The sequence below is a fragment of the Terasakiella pusilla DSM 6293 genome (assembly GCF_000688235.1).
Taxonomy (GTDB): Bacteria; Pseudomonadota; Alphaproteobacteria; order Rhodospirillales; family Terasakiellaceae; genus Terasakiella; species Terasakiella pusilla.
In genome coordinates, this window is the sequence record NZ_JHYO01000006.1 from 43536 (window position 1) to 59073 (window position 15538).

Consider the following 15538-nt stretch of genomic DNA (forward strand, 5'->3'; position numbering starts at 1 on the left):
GTCCTGCCTTTTCTTAGGGTTTTATGTTAACGTTTACGTAAACGTAAGTTCAGATACAGGCAGGAATTAAAGATGATACAGGCGCACCCAAAATCCATTTTGACACATCGCAGTGTTGTTCAGCAGTGGGAATGTGACCATATGGGCCACCTGAATGTGCGTCACTATATGGCGAAGTTTGATGATGCGGCATGGAATATGTTTGCAGAGCTGGGAATCAACAAAAAGTATTTTGAGGAACGCAACGGTGGTGTTGCGGCTGTTGATCACCATGTGGTCTATAAAAAAGAGATGCTGGCAGGTGATAGTATCTCCATCCACAGCCATTTTGCGATCTTTAGCGGCAAGAAGGTCAAAATGATCCACAAGATGTATGACGCGATTGGCGGTGATCTGGTGGCGGAATGTGAATTGTTTGCCGTCCATATGGATCAGTCTGCGCGTAAGGCATCGGATTTTCCAGAAGACATTACAGCTAAGGCGCTGGTTTTTCTGGCAACAGATGAGTGAGGACGGCGCGATGGCAGAGTTTACACCCAAAGCTGATAATTACATTCAACTTGTGCAGGATGCCTTTGCCAAGCAGGGGTTTATGCAGCATTTGGGCGTGGAGTTGGCGGAGCTTAAGCCGGGGTATTGCGAATTGCATCTCCCCTTTAAGCCGGAATTGGATCAGCACCATGGATATTTTCATGGGGGCGCCATCGGCGCTTTGGCAGATGTGTCTGGCGGGTTTGCTGGGTTTACGCTGTTGCCGGAAGGTCAGGCCATGCTGACGGTGGAATATAAATTGAACATTATTTCCCCCGGTGCGGGGGAGTACCTGAAAGGGGTTGGACGGGTGATCAAGCATGGTCGTACGTTGACGATTACACAGATTGATGTGTATGGAGTGACTGCGGATGGCGAGAAGCACTGCGCCACGGCCATACAGACTCTGATGGCGGTAAAGGCGTAATTAGAGTCTTCGGATTGATGATTTAAATAAAATTTTATGGAATAGACTATCTAAATGTAGAAACAATTGGTATAGCAGCGCATCCCTCGCACTTGAGGGGCGTAGATATCAATTGAGTTGCATATATGACTATTCGTACAAAATTGATCGGCGCCTTTGCGTTGATCCTCGTTTTCCTGAGTGTAAACAGCACATTGTTGCTTGTGAACGTTCAGTCGACCTCATCTTCCTTTGATGAAATTACAGACTCTTCCAAGCAGATTACAGATCAGGTCTTGCCACTGATTACGGTGACGCAGGATTTGAAAGTGAACGTCTTGCAGGTGCAGCAATGGCTGACGGATATATCTGCAACGCGTGGACTGGACGGGCTGAACGATGGCTTCGATGAAGCGCAAGCCAATGCACAGGAATTTCGGGGCAATCTGGATGCTGCAATTCGCCTGACCAAATCTTTAAATAAACCGGAATTGACAGCCGCGTTGCAAGCCATGGGGCAAGCCTTCGACCCATATTACGAAACCGGCAAAAAAATGGCACAGGCCTATATTGCTGAAGGCCCCGAAGGCGGCAATAAGATGATGGGCGACTTTGATGATGTTGCAGCTCGTATTCAAAGTGGTATGGATCAGGTTGCCATACAGGTTAAGCAGTTTGTTGCCGACCGTCTAAGCGCGGGTGAGGCCTTATTGTCTGATAAAAAGGCAGAAAACGCTTTACTGCAAAAAGTTGCCTTGGTGCCGATCATCCTGTCGGCTCTTGTCGGTTTGATGGTCGTTTTGGCGGTGTTGCGTATTTGTCGTAATATTTCGGATATGACGGATGTCATGGCTGATCTGTCGCAAGGGAATCTGGATGTCCTCATTCCGGGGACAGAGCGCAAAGACGAGTTAGGGCATATGGCGGGGGCGGTTGCTATCTTTAAGGAAGAGGCCATTGAAAATAAAAATCTTCATGAAGAAAAGCAACGCCTTGACGAGAACGCCCGTCAACAACGTCAAGATACCATGATGAAGATGGCTGATGAATTGGAAAGTCGTGTGGTCGGCAGCATGAAAGAAATCACGGCAATTTTGATCCAGTTGGAAGACATGTCCGTCCAAATGTCACGGGCTGCGGATACAACCAGTACCAAAAGTCAGGCGGTTTGCGCAGCGTCTGAGCAAACAACGGCAAATATGGAAGCCGTTTCGACATCGGGAACCGAGTTGTCGGCGTCAATTAGCGAAATTTCAAGGCAGGTGTCGCAATCTTCTGAATTGTCAAAAGTGGCGGTCGCGGAAGCGCAAGACACCAACGGGCGTATTGAGGCCTTGGCAAGCGAGGTTGCTCAAATCGACGATATTGTAAAGCTGATTACCGGTATTGCCGAACAAACCAATCTCCTGGCCCTCAACGCGACAATTGAGTCCGCGCGTGCAGGGGAAGCTGGGAAAGGATTTGCGGTTGTTGCCAGTGAAGTGAAAAATCTTGCCCAGCAAACGGCAAAAGCAACCGAACAAATTAGCGGGCAAATTGCTAAAATCCAGTCGGAGACATCAGGCGCAGTCAGTGCCATTGATGGCATTGCTCAAACGATCTCGCGGTTGGATGATTATGGCGCCTCTATTGCTGCGGCGGTGGATCAGCAAAATTCAGCAACCCGCGAAATCTCCCACAATGTCCACGAGGCGGCACGCGGAAATGAGGAAGTGTCCCAGAATATTTCCGGTGTGGCAGAGGCAGCAGAAGATACTGATCAGTTGGCGCATAAAGTCTCTGATTCTGCCAATTTATTGAAAGACGGGAGCCAAAAGCTGCGCAGTTCGGTGCAAGGTTTCTTGGATGATGTGCGTGATGGAACTTCCGGAAATATAAGGTTCTAGACGGATTTAGGCGGAAAAAGTGAGCTTAGGTTTAACCGGCTCACTTTTTTTTACAATTTATAAGTTGACGTTTACGTAAACGTAAAATAGGTTTTCTACAGAATTTAAAACGCATCACAATGCACCGAATAGGGAAATGGGAAAGAGTTATGAGCTTCGTAGAATATCCTTCTTTGAACTTTAATCTGGGTGAAACAGCGGACATGATCCGCGATATGGTTAGCAACTTCGCAAAAGAGGAGATTGCACCGATCGCGGCAAAAACCGATGAGGAAAACGCTTTCCCAAATGAGATGTGGCCACGTTTTGGTGAGCTGGGTTTGTTGGGGATCACGGTTTCTGAAGAATTTGGTGGTGCCGGTATGTCCTATCTGGAACATATCATCGCCATGGAAGAAATCAGCCGCGCTTCTGCCTCCATCGGCTTATCTTATGGCGCACACTCCAACCTGTGCGTAAACCAGATCTATCGCAACGGCAATCAAGCTCAAAAAGAGAAGTACCTGCCGAAGCTGATCTCCGGTGAACATATCGGCTCCCTTGCCATGTCAGAACCAGGCTCGGGCTCCGATGTTGTTTCCATGAAATTGAAAGCCGAGAAAAAGGGTGATCACTATATCCTGAATGGCAACAAGATGTGGATCACCAACGGACCGGACGCGGACACATTGGTTGTCTATGCCAAAACAGATTTGGCAGCAGGCCCAAAAGGGATCACCGCCTTTATCATTGAAAAAGGCTTCAAAGGGTTCTCCACCGCACAAAAGCTGGACAAGCTGGGTATGCGTGGCTCCAACACCTGTGAGCTGGTTTTCCAGGATTGTGAAGTGCCGGAAGAAAATATTCTGGGTGAATTGAACAAAGGCGTTCGTGTCTTGATGTCCGGTCTGGATTACGAACGTGCGGTTCTTGCTGGTGGGCCGACCGGGATTATGCAGGCTTGTATGGATGTTGTTGTCCCCTATATCCATGAGCGTAAGCAGTTCGGTCAGTCCATCGGCGAGTTTCAACTGATCCAAGGCAAGATCGCCGATATGTATTCGACCATGAACGCCTGTAAAGCTTATGTATACGCGGTGGGCGCAGCCTGTTCACGTGGGGAGACAACGCGTAAAGATGCAGCGGGTGTGATCCTGTATGCGGCTGAAAAGGCAACGCAGATGGCCTTGGATGCGATTCAGATTTTGGGTGGCAACGGTTACATCAACGAATATCCGACAGGTCGCCTGTTGCGTGATGCAAAGCTCTATGAAATCGGTGCGGGGACATCTGAAATCCGCCGTATGTTGATCGGTCGCGAGCTGTTTGCTGAAACGAAATAATATAGCGCCCCTGTTTCGGCAGGGGCCTTTTAAAAAAGAATGATTGAGGAAAAGAATATGTCTAACAACGATCCTATCGTCATCGTCGGTTCTGCACGTACGCCCATGGGCGGTATGCAGGGCGCGTTTAATGATCTGACAGCGGCAGAGCTTGGTGGGCAGGCAATTAAGGCGGCTGTTGAGCGTTCTGGCGTAAAGCCGGGCGACGTGGAAGAAGTCATCTTCGGTAACGTCCTTGGCGCAGGTCAAGGTCAAGCGCCAGCACGTCAAGCCACGCTTGGCGGGGGGCTGGAGCTCAAGACGGGTGCAACCACCATCAACAAGATGTGTGGGTCCGGTATGAAGGCCACTATGATGGCACACGATCTGTTGAAGGCTGGCGTCAATGACGTGATGATCTCCGGCGGGATGGAAAGCATGACAAATGCACCGTACCTGTTGCAGAAAGCACGTGGCGGCATGCGTCTAGGCCATGGGGAAGTGAAAGATCACATGTTCCTTGACGGTCTGGAAGATGCTTATGATAAAGGCCGCTTGATGGGGACTTTTGCGGAAGAAACGGCAACTGTCTATCAGTTTACCCGTGAAGAGCAGGACGAATTTGCGATCCGTTCCCTGGCACGTGCCAATGGCGCGATTGCAGACGGGTCTTTTAAAGGCGAGATTGCGCCTGTGACAGTCAAGTCGCGTAAAGGTGAGGTGGTTGTGGACACGGATGAGCAGCCGGGCAAGGCGCTTCCGGACAAAATCCCGACATTGCGCCCAGCCTTTGCCAAGGACGGGACTGTGACGGCCGCGAACTCTTCGTCCATCTCTGACGGGGCGGCGGCCTTGGTTTTGATGCGTGAAAGTGAAGCTGAAAAACGCGGTCTTAAGCCGCTGGCACGTATCCTGGGTCACACGACCCATGCGCAAGAACCAAACCTGTTTACCACAGCTCCTGTCTTCGCCATGAAGGCATTGTTGGATCAAGTGGGTTGGTCCAAAGATGATGTGGACCTGTGGGAGATCAACGAAGCTTTTGCTGTTGTGACCATGGCCGCAATCCGTGATCTTGATCTGGATGCAGAGAAGGTCAATGTTCATGGTGGGGCCTGTGCCTTGGGTCATCCGATTGGCGCAAGTGGTGCCCGTATCATTGTGACTTTGCTCGCTGCACTAGAAAAATACGGCAAGAAAAACGGCGTTGCCTCCCTCTGTATCGGGGGTGGTGAAGCGACCGCAATGGCGTTTGAGCGTATCGTATAATTCAGTACTGACGAAATGGAAATAGAGTCAAACAGATGATTCTGAGTGAAGAACAAACATTGATCCGCGATATGGTGCGTAACTTTGCACAAGATCGCATTGCTCCCAATGCTCGCCAGTGGGAGGCCGATGAGGCCTTCCCAAAGGAGATTTTTGCCGAGATGGCAGAGCTGGGTTTGATGGGGATGGTCGCACCGGCAGAGTATGACGGATCGGACATCGGCTACGTTGGACTTGCACTGGCACTTGAAGAAATTTCAGCTGGAGACGGTGCTTTAAGTACGGTTCTTTCTGTACATAATTCAGTAGGTTATGGTCCAATATTAAAGTTTGGCACGAAAGAGCAAAAAGAGAAATATCTTAAACCAATGGCTTCAGGTGAGCATCTTGGATGTTTTGCTTTAACTGAGCCACACACCGGGTCTGATGCGTCTGCGTTAAAGTGTCGCGCGAAGCGTGATGGGGATCATTATGTCCTCAACGGCACTAAGCAATTTATCACCTCTGGCAAAATTGGCGATACGCTCATTGCATTTGCCGTAACGGATCCGGATGCGGGTGCGAAAGGCATTTCTGCCTTTATCGTGCCGACAGATACACCGGGCTACATTGTCTCCAGCCTTGAACATAAGATGGGGCAAAAGGCATCGGATACGGCGCAGATCGTTTTTGAAGATATGCGTCTTCCGGTTGAAAATTTGTTGGGCGAAGAAGGCATGGGCTACAAGATCGCCCTGTCCAATTTGGAGAGTGGTCGGATCGGGATTGCGTCCCAATGTGTGGGCATGGCCCGTGCGGCACTGGATGCTGCTGTGGATTATGCCAAAGATCGGGAAGCTTTTGGCAAGCCGATTGCGCAACATCAGGCTATTGGCTTTAAATTAGCCGATATGGCCACCCAAATCCATGCCGCCCGTCAGATGGTCATGCACGCAGCCGCTTTGCGCGATGCGGAAATGCCCTGTTTGAAGGAAGCGTCCATGGCAAAAGTCTTTGCGTCTGAAATGGCGGAAAAGGTCTGTTCAGATGCCATCCAGATTTTTGGAGGGTATGGCTATTCATCGGAGTTTCCGGTGGAAAAATACTATCGTGATGTGCGGATTTGCCAAATCTATGAAGGGACCAGCGAGGTGCAAAAAATTGTCATCTCCCGCGCGGTCTTAAATGGTTAATTTGACCATCTGCTAGGTATGTAGTGATTTGTTTTTATTAAGGTAATTCGTTAACGTTTGAGCGTCCTAAAAGTTAGATCTACGGATATTACCTGACGTTCAAATGACCCGATAAAAACGATAGTCTACATATGTAGTTAAAAAAGGTGCTGGGAGAGGGGAATTCCGTTGTCCTTTCCCAGCCTTCGCCAAATGAGGCGCTGGTGTTGTGTTTTTAAACATAACGGTTGAAGCCACAGGCAATTGGCGCAATGATCCATAAAGTCGAAATCAATTCGGCACAGGCAGGGAACGGCAAAAATGTCAGAGAAGATAATCGAATTTTATTTCGAATTTGGCAGTCCGTATGGCTATTTTGCGGCAAACCAGATTGATGAACTGGGCAAGGAATTTGATCGCGAGGTCATTTGGAAGCCCTATATGCTGGGTACAGCCTTTGCCAAGACCGGATCCGTGCCGCTGCGTGAAGTCCCTTTAAAGGGCGAATACTGCATGTATGACTGGGAACGGATCAGCGCCTACACGGGAACACCGTGGGCAGTGCCGGATAAGTTCCCGACCGCTGTTCTCGCGCCGCCACGGGCGTTTTACTGGCTGATGGATCAAGGCAGGACGGACCTTGCCAAGACTTATGCCAAAGCGGCCTATAAAGCTTATTTCGCCGATAAAAGACCTGTCTGGCTGGCAGAGGAAGCGGCGGAAGTCGCCAGCGAATGCGGCATCGATAAACAAGAATTCCTGACAGCGGTGCAGGATGCACACGTTAAATCCAGATTAATTGAAGAAGGCCAAAAAGCGATTGATCGCGGTGTCTTCGGTTCTCCCTACTTCATCGTTGATGGTGAACGTTTTTGGGGGTGGGACCGTTTGCCCATGATCCGTGATTGGCTCCAACAGGGGAAGTGGTCATAAACCATGAGCATTTTAAAAACGTCGATCAACACCCGGTCTGATGAGTTCAAGACCAACGCAGAAGCCATGCAAAAACAAGTGGACGACCTGCGCGAAGTAATTTCCACTGTCAAAAAAGGCGGCGGGACAACAGCGAACGAACGTCACATTCGCCGCGGCAAGTTGCTGGCACGCGAACGGATCCGTCGCTTGCTGGATGTGGGCTCGCCTTTCCTTGAGCTATCCCAGCTTGCAGGGTGGGAGTTGTACCCGGAAGATGGCGTGGTCGCCGCTGGTGGGGTGATCACTGGCATCGGGCGCATTGAAGGTCAGGAATGTATGATCGTGGCAAACGACCCCACCGTTAAAGGCGGGTCTTACTATCCGATCACGGTTAAAAAGCATCTGCGCGCCCAAGAGATCGCGATGCAGAACAATCTGCCCTGTGTGTATCTGGTTGAATCCGGTGGGGCGAACCTGCCGCGTCAAGATGACGTCTTCCCTGATCGTGATCACTTTGGCCGCATCTTCTATAATCAGGCAAATATGTCCGCTCAAAACATCCCGCAGGTCGCGGTGGTGCACGGGTCTTGTACGGCGGGTGGCGCTTACGTGCCTGCCATGTCTGATGAAAGTATCATTGTAAAAGAACAAGGCACCATCTTTTTGGGTGGTCCACCGCTGGTAAAAGCGGCAACGGGTGAAGTTGTCACCGCCGAAGATTTGGGCGGTGCGGATGTGCATTGTAAGGTCTCTGGCGTTGCAGATCATTATGCACAAGATGATGGTCACGCCTTGTCCTTGGCCCGTCAGGTTGTGCGTAACCTCAACCGTGTGAAAAATCCAAACCTCGATATCCGCGAGCCGGAAGAGCCGCTGTATGATGCTAAGGAACTGTATGGCATCATTCCGGCAGATACGAAAAAGCCGTTTGATATCCGTGAAGTGATTGCCCGTATCGTCGATGGATCGCGCTTTGATGAATTTAAAGCACTTTACGGTACGACATTGGTCTGTGGTTTTGCCCATCTTTATGGCTATCCGGTCGGGATTGTGGCGAATAACGGTATCTTATTCTCTGAAAGTGCCCAAAAAGGTGCGCACTTTATTGAACTTTGCGCCCAACGCGGTATTCCGCTGCTGTATTTGCAGAACATCACCGGCTTTATGGTCGGACGTAAGTATGAGTCGGAAGGGATCGCCAAACACGGTGCCAAGATGGTGACGGCTACAGCTTGCGCGAATGTGCCGAAAATCACCTGCGTGATCGGTGGCTCCTTTGGGGCGGGTAACTATGCCATGTGTGGTCGCGGTTATTCCCCGAACTTTATGTTCATGTGGCCGAATTCCCGTATCTCCGTCATGGGGGGGGAACAAGCCGCGGGCGTTCTGTCCACCATCAAACGTGATGGGATGGAACGTAATGGTCAGGAATGGTCGGCTGAAGAGGAAGAAGCCTTCAAAGCCCCGATCCGTGAGAAATATGAAGTCGAAGGCCATCCGTATTATGCCTCCGCCCGTTTGTGGGATGACGGGATCTTTGATCCGGTCGATACCCGCATGATGCTGGGTCTATCCTTGTCTGCCGCCCTGAACAAACAAATCGAGCCGACCAAGTTCGGCGTGTTTAGAATGTAAGGGGGCTAGGGATGTCTGAAACGTCAAGAATTGATATTGATGCACGCGGTGTCGCAACCCTGACCATGACCCGTGCGGAGATGCACAACGCCTTTGATGACGCCATGATCGCGGATTTGACGGCTAAGTTAAAGCAACTGGAAAGTAACGAGGCCGTGCGCGTCGTCGTGCTGGCAGCAGAAGGGAAAAGCTTTTCTGCCGGTGCCGACCTGAATTGGATGAAGCGCATGGCGGCTTATTCCTATGAGGAAAACTTCGCCGATGCCATGGGCCTTGGCGGGTTGCTGGAAACGCTAAACTTCCTCAAAAAGCCGACGATTGCGAAAGTCCAGGGCGCGGCCTTTGGTGGCGGTGTTGGATTGGTTGCGGCCTGTGATATGGCTGTGGGGTCTGAATATGCCAGCTTCTGCCTGTCGGAAGTTAAGCTGGGGCTGATCCCGGCGGTGATTTCACCTTACGTGGTCAATGCCATGGGGCAGCGCGCGTCGCGCCGCTATATGCTGACAGCGGAACGGTTCAAGGCAGATGAAGCCTTGCGCTTTGGCCTGTTGCATGAGGTCGTGAGTGCGGATGAACTGGACGCAGCTGTTGAGCGGCTAATCGAGAACTTGATGATCAATGGTCCGGCGTCTGTCGCAGCCTGTAAGGATTTAATCTTTGCGGTCTACAACCGTCCTGTGGATGCGGATGTGATCAAAGATACTGCCGAACGGATCGCCACTCAACGCGCATCCGTGGAAGGGAAAGAAGGCCTTGGCGCTTTTCTGGAGAAACGAAAACCGTCTTGGGTTAAGGGGAACGAATAATGTTTAGTAAAATCCTGATTGCCAACCGTGGCGAAATCGCTTGCCGCGTGATTAAAACGGCGCGTCGCTTGGGCGTTAAAACCGTGGCGGTCTATTCTGATGCAGATGCAGGCGCCATGCATGTGGCGATGGCGGACGAGGCCTATCACATCGGTGGGGCTGCGGCGGCTGAGAGCTACCTTGATTACAATAAGATCATTGATGTTTGTAAAAAATCCGGTGCCGAAGCGGTCCATCCGGGCTATGGTTTCTTGTCGGAAAATGCGGCCTTTTGTAAGGCGTTGGCAGAAAATGACATTATCTTCATCGGCCCGCCAGTTGGTGCAATTGAAGCCATGGGGTCCAAATCTGCGGCCAAAGCGATTATGGAAAAAGCCGATGTGCCATTGGTGCCGGGCTATCATGGCGATGAACAATCTATCGATCTGATGCGCGCGGAAGCCGAAAAGATGGGCTATCCGGTGATCCTGAAAGCGGCTGCTGGTGGCGGCGGTAAAGGCATGCGGATCGTTTGGAAAGCAGAAGAGATCGAAAGCGCCTATGATGCGGCAAAACGCGAAGCCATGAAAGGCTTTGGCGATGACCATATGTTGATTGAAAAGTACCTGACAAAACCGCGTCACGTGGAAATTCAGGTTTTTGCCGATCAGCATGACAATGTGGTCTATCTGTTTGAACGTGATTGTTCTGTTCAACGTCGTCACCAGAAAGTCTTTGAAGAAGCGCCCGCCCCGCTGATGACCCATGATTTGCGTCATAAAATGGGGGAAGCCGCCTGCAACGCCGCGCGTGCTATCGGGTATGAAGGTGCAGGGACGGTTGAATTCTTGCTGGATGAAGACGGGTCTTTCTACTTCATGGAAATGAATACCCGCTTGCAGGTGGAACATCCGGTCACGGAGATGATCACCGGTGAAGACCTTGTGGAATGGCAGTTGCGTGTGGCGGCTGGTCAGCCCTTGCCGCGCAAGCAGGATGACCTGAGCATCAATGGTCACGCCATCGAAGTGCGTGTGTACGCAGAAGATCCGGACAATGACTTCTTGCCGGCAACGGGGAAACTGACCCATCTGCGTCCGCCGCAGGAAAGTGCCCATGTGCGCATTGATACGGGCGTGCGTGAAGGGGATGAAGTCTCCATTCATTATGATCCGATGATCTCAAAACTGATCGTGTGGGCCAACACCCGTGAAGGGGCATTGCGTCACCTGCGTAAAGCCTTGAACGAATATCAGGTTGTCGGTGTGACGACCAACATTGAGTTTCTGGCGACGGTTGCCGCGCATCCCGCTTTTGTGAACTTTGATGTGGATACGGGCTTTATCGCGCGTCATGAAAATGACTTGTTCCCGGATCGTGAAAATGTGACGGATGATGCGCTTGCCTTGGCTTGTCTGGACGTGTTCCTCAGCCGTGAGGAAGAGGCGCAGGCCGCGGCAGATTGGTCGGGTGATCCGTTCAGCCCATGGAACTCCACCTGTGGGTTCCGCATGAATGATGACAACCATCACGAACTTTATTTCGTTAATAATGAAGACATTATCACGGTGACCTGTCATTATCGCGACGATGGCTTCTTGATGGAATTGCCCAATGATGACGTGCTGGTGCGTGGTGTCCGTGACGCCAACGGTGATCTGTTGGCAGACCTGGGCGGTCGCCGGATGAAAGCAACCGTGGTGCGCCATGGGGAGACTCTGGATATCTTGGTTCATGGTCGTGCCCATGCGCTGAAACTGTTTGACCCACTGGCTGCGGCTGACGGTATGACAGAGGCCAGCGGGTCTTTGACCTCCCCGATGCCGGGGAAAGTGGTGGCTGTGATGGTTGAAAAAGACCAAGCGGTTAGCGAAGGCGATGCGCTGATGATTCTGGAAGCCATGAAGATGGAGCACACGATTTATGCGCCCATGGATGGTGTGGTTCAGGATATCTTCTTCAATGCAGGTGATCAGCTTGAAGAAGGTGTCGAACTGTTAAAAATTCAGAGTGAGTAAAGAATGTCGATCCCGAAGAAAGTAAAAATCGTTGATGTGGGGCCGCGCGACGGCCTCCAAAACGAAAAGGAAATTGTCCCGACAGAGGCGAAAATTGAACTGATCCATCGTCTGGCAGAGGCAGGTCTGCCAGTGGTGGAAGCTGGCAGTTTTGTATCGCCCAAATGGGTGCCGCAAATGGCGGATAGTGCCGAAATTATGGAAAAAATTACCCGTAAAGACGGCGTGTCCTATCCGGTCCTGACCCCTAACCTGAAAGGGTTTGAAGGGGCGATGGCTGTCGGTGCGAAAGAAGTTGCGATTTTCGGGGCGGCCTCTGAAAGTTTCTCTCAGAAAAACATTAACTGCACCATTGAAGAAAGCCTTGAGCGTTTCCGCCCGGTTGTGGAAGCGGCGAAAGAGCTGGGCGTTTTGGTGCGCGGTTATGTCTCCTGCGTGGTTGGATGCCCCTATGAAGGTGAGATCGCGCCTGAGAAAGTCGCGGACGTTTCGGCAAAGCTCTATGAGATGGGCTGTTATGAAATCTCCCTTGGGGACACGGTCGGTGTCGGTACACCGGGTAAGGTGAAAGACATGTTGGCAGCAGTATCGGCAAAAGTCCCGATGGAGAAGCTGGCGGTGCACTTTCACGACACTTATGGTCAGGCACTTGCCAATATCTATGCTGCCCTTGAAATGGGCGTGGCAACGGTTGACTCGTCTGTTGCAGGTCTTGGTGGCTGTCCCTATGCCAAAGGTGCATCGGGCAACGTGGCAACTGAAGATGTGGTCTATATGCTAAACGGTCTTGGGATTGATACTGGCGTCGATCTGGACAAGCTGTGTGAGGCGGGCCGCTTTATCAGCAACGTCTTGGGGCGTGCGCCCGCGTCTAAAGTTTCCCTTGCGATGGCGGTGGCTTGTTAGTCACACGCTTTTTGACGAACGATGAAAGACGGATCGGCACAGCTTGGCTTGCCGGTCCGTTTTCTTTTGAAAGACTTGCAATATCGGGGCAAGCTATATACCTACACAGGATTGTTTAGCAAAGTTCAGCCCAATTTAGAGGGAAAAATGAATAAGTCGTTTTTGACAAACTTAGTTGCCGCTGTCGTGACGGTGGTTGGTTATGTGCTGCCAGAAAACCATTATGGGGAATTGATCATGATGGTAGGCGTCTTCGCCTTATCCGGTGCCGTGACCAACTGGTTAGCCATCCATATGTTGTTTGAGAAAGTACCGTTTTTATATGGCTCCGGCGTGGTGCCCAATCGTTTTGAAGAATTTAAGGCAGGGATCAAACAGTTGATCGTGCAGGAATTTTTTTCCCGCGAACATATTGAACGCTTCTTCATGGAACAGACCCAAGGCATGGGCGGTAATATTGCCGATAAAGTCGATTTCGACCGTGTCTTTGACGGCTTGCGCGATGCGATTGAAGAGTCCAGTCTGGGCGGTATGTTGTCTATGGTCGGCGGTAAAAAGGTGCTGGAACCTTTGCGCGAACCTGTCACACAAAAACTGCAAGGCATTGTCACCGAACTGGCGGCGGAACAAGTCAAAGAAAAAGGCGAGGCCGATTATACCTCTGTCCTGATTGCCAAAATTGAAGAGATTATTGATCGTCGTCTCGATGAGCTGACCCCGCAAAATGTGAAAGAAATCGTCCAGGATATGATCCGTCAGCATCTGGGCTGGCTGGTTGTCTGGGGCGGTGTCTTTGGCGGTCTGATCGGCCTGCTGGTAGGTCTGGTATGACGGTACATCTAAGAAAACTTTGTGTCGGTATTGAAAGCGTGGAACATCTGGAAGAGGTCCACGCCCATCGTTTGGCCCAAGCCAAAGCCAGTGGTGGCCCGGCGGTGCTTTATGCCTACACCCGCAACACCCCAAAACGAAAAGACGAAGTGCTGGACGGCGGCTGTATGTACTGGGTGATTAAAGGCCAGTTTCGTTGCCGTCAGGAAATTATTGGCTTTGAAAATGGCGTGGATGAGGAAGGGCGTAAGTTTTGCCTGATCCAGTTAAAGCCCGGCTTGATCAAGGTGGAACCTCGTGCACAAAAGCCGTTTCAGGGCTGGCGCTATTTTGAGGAAAAGGATGCCCCGCCTGATCTGGATGAAAATGCCGTAAAGGGGGATGACCTGCCTGAAGAGATGCAATCGGAATTGCGCGATCTCGGGCTTTTATAATCAACATAAAAAAAGGACGGAAAGTTTGAACTCTCCGTCCTTTTTCTTTTTCGTATCCGTTTCTCGGCTTAGGCCAGACTTGGCAGCCAAAGTACGATCCACGGGAAGGCGATTAACAGCGCAATCGTGACCGCATCAGCGATAAAGAAGGGTGTTACGCCGCGGAAAACGTCTTGAACCGTCAGGTCATCACGCACACCGGCAACAACAAAGCAGTTGAGACCAATCGGCGGGGTGATCAGACAGAACTCAGCCATCTTCACAACCAAGATACCAAACCAGACCGCACACATCGGGCCGGACATACCAAAGGCACTGTCGGCGGCAGAAACCGCTTCACCACCGTTAAGGGCCATGACAGCAGGGTAAACCACTGGCAGGGTCAGCAACAGCATGCCGATCGCATCCATGAACATCCCAAGGACGGCATAGGCGAGCAAGATAAAGATGAGGGTCAACATCGGGTCTTGTTCAAGCGACGTTACCCAGTCAGCGAAGAAGCCCGGCAGATCGGCAAACCCAAGGAAGCGAACGTAAATCAAAACCCCCCAGATGATCGTAAAGATCATGACGGATAGTTTCGCTGTTTCCAGAAGGGCATCCTTAAACTCAGCCCAACGCATGCCTTTGTAAGCGGCCATACAGAAGACCACAAAGGCACCCAATGCACCACCTTCTGTCGGTGTCCCCCATGCTTCGCCACCAAACGGGTTGTAGATAAAGACAACGATGATGAAGACAACGAAGAAAATCGGCAGGGCAGGCGGCAAGGCTTTAAAGCGGTCTTTCCAGCTAAAGCCGGAAACCGGAGGGCCGAAGTTTTTAAACGTCAGCGCCATACCAATGATCAGGGCACCATAAACCAATGCAGAGAAAATACCGGGGATAAAGCCAGCAAGCAGCAGTTTACCGACATCTTGTTCAACGATAATGGCGTAAATAACCAAGATCGCAGACGGCGGGATCAGGGACGCCAATGTCCCCCCAGCCGCGACAACACCAGCGGCAAACTGTTTGTTGTAGCCAATCTTTAACATCTCAGGGATCGCAATACGGGCGAAGACAGCCGACGTTGCGATGAGGCACCGGATACAGCAGCAAAACCAGCTGTTGCAAAGACGGTGGAAACGGCAAGACCACCCGGCACCCAGGCAATCCATTTCTTGGCCGCGTCAAACAGGGCTTTGGTAAGGCCTGCGTAATAAGCAAGATAGCCGATCAGGATAAAGGTCGGGATCAGGGATAGAGCCTGACTTGCGACTTTAGAGTGGGGAACTTGCCCCGCAATTTTTGCAGAGATGGTCATTGCCCAGAAAAAGGCTTCAGGGTCGTACCCTTTCTTGGCCCAGAAAATCCAGATCAGGCCAACCATGCCAGCAAGACCGGCTGCAAAGGCGACGCGCATTCCCAAAACGACGAGAAGCAGCATCCCCCCAGAGACGATCATTCCAATATCAATAGGTTCCATTA

At 51.2% G+C, this 15538-nt stretch carries 13 protein-coding genes and 1 pseudogene; 13 read left to right on the forward strand and 1 reads right to left on the reverse strand.

The window, feature by feature from the left end:
* Positions 1–72: 72 nt before the first annotated feature.
* From Q397_RS0105380 to Q397_RS0105440, 13 genes are all read left to right on the forward strand, one after another.
* Positions 73–510: an acyl-CoA thioesterase gene (locus tag Q397_RS0105380; protein ID WP_028878526.1), complete on the forward strand. Its 438-nt coding sequence runs from the start codon at positions 73–75 to the stop codon at positions 508–510.
* 10 nt (positions 511–520) lie between these two features.
* The gene (locus Q397_RS0105385; RefSeq protein ID WP_038012905.1) at positions 521–958 is read left to right on the forward strand and encodes a PaaI family thioesterase; all 438 of its coding nucleotides are present in this window, start codon (positions 521–523) and stop codon (positions 956–958) included.
* A gap of 125 nt (positions 959–1083) precedes the next feature.
* A complete protein-coding gene (locus Q397_RS21240; protein WP_051609741.1) occupies positions 1084–2823 on the forward strand; it encodes a methyl-accepting chemotaxis protein in 1740 nt (579 codons plus the stop codon).
* Positions 2824–2972: 149 nt separating this feature from the next.
* Positions 2973–4145, forward strand: a complete 1173-nt coding sequence (locus Q397_RS0105395; RefSeq protein ID WP_028878528.1) for an isovaleryl-CoA dehydrogenase — start codon at positions 2973–2975, stop codon at positions 4143–4145.
* 57 nt (positions 4146–4202) lie between these two features.
* On the forward strand, positions 4203–5393 hold the full coding sequence (locus tag Q397_RS0105400; RefSeq protein ID WP_028878529.1) for an acetyl-CoA C-acyltransferase: 1191 nt from the start codon (positions 4203–4205) through the stop codon (positions 5391–5393).
* A gap of 35 nt (positions 5394–5428) precedes the next feature.
* Positions 5429–6565, forward strand: a complete 1137-nt coding sequence (locus tag Q397_RS0105405; RefSeq protein ID WP_028878530.1) for an acyl-CoA dehydrogenase family protein — start codon at positions 5429–5431, stop codon at positions 6563–6565.
* Positions 6566–6865: 300 nt separating this feature from the next.
* Positions 6866–7477: a 2-hydroxychromene-2-carboxylate isomerase gene (locus tag Q397_RS0105410; RefSeq protein WP_028878531.1), complete on the forward strand. Its 612-nt coding sequence runs from the start codon at positions 6866–6868 to the stop codon at positions 7475–7477.
* A 3-nt stretch (positions 7478–7480) separates the two neighbouring features.
* The gene (locus Q397_RS0105415) at positions 7481–9094 is read left to right on the forward strand and encodes a carboxyl transferase domain-containing protein (protein ID WP_028878532.1); all 1614 of its coding nucleotides are present in this window, start codon (positions 7481–7483) and stop codon (positions 9092–9094) included.
* An 11-nt stretch (positions 9095–9105) separates the two neighbouring features.
* Entirely contained in the window at positions 9106–9900 is a 795-nt protein-coding gene (locus Q397_RS0105420; protein WP_028878533.1) for an enoyl-CoA hydratase/isomerase family protein, read from the forward strand.
* Positions 9900–11897: an acetyl/propionyl/methylcrotonyl-CoA carboxylase subunit alpha gene (locus Q397_RS0105425; RefSeq protein ID WP_028878534.1), complete on the forward strand. Its 1998-nt coding sequence runs from the start codon at positions 9900–9902 to the stop codon at positions 11895–11897. Before Q397_RS0105420 ends, Q397_RS0105425 begins: the two co-directional genes overlap by 1 nt.
* A gap of 3 nt (positions 11898–11900) precedes the next feature.
* On the forward strand, positions 11901–12803 hold the full coding sequence (locus Q397_RS0105430; RefSeq protein ID WP_028878535.1) for a hydroxymethylglutaryl-CoA lyase: 903 nt from the start codon (positions 11901–11903) through the stop codon (positions 12801–12803).
* Between the two features lie 147 nt (positions 12804–12950).
* Positions 12951–13634, forward strand: a complete 684-nt coding sequence (locus Q397_RS0105435) for a DUF445 domain-containing protein (RefSeq protein ID WP_028878536.1) — start codon at positions 12951–12953, stop codon at positions 13632–13634.
* A complete protein-coding gene (locus Q397_RS0105440) occupies positions 13631–14068 on the forward strand; it encodes a DUF1489 family protein (RefSeq protein ID WP_028878537.1) in 438 nt (145 codons plus the stop codon). Before Q397_RS0105435 ends, Q397_RS0105440 begins: the two co-directional genes overlap by 4 nt.
* 68 nt (positions 14069–14136) lie before the next feature.
* Here the strand turns inward: Q397_RS0105440 and Q397_RS21245 are convergent.
* Positions 14137–15536 (reverse strand): annotated as a pseudogene (locus tag Q397_RS21245) (TRAP transporter large permease).
* Positions 15537–15538 lie beyond the last annotated feature (2 nt).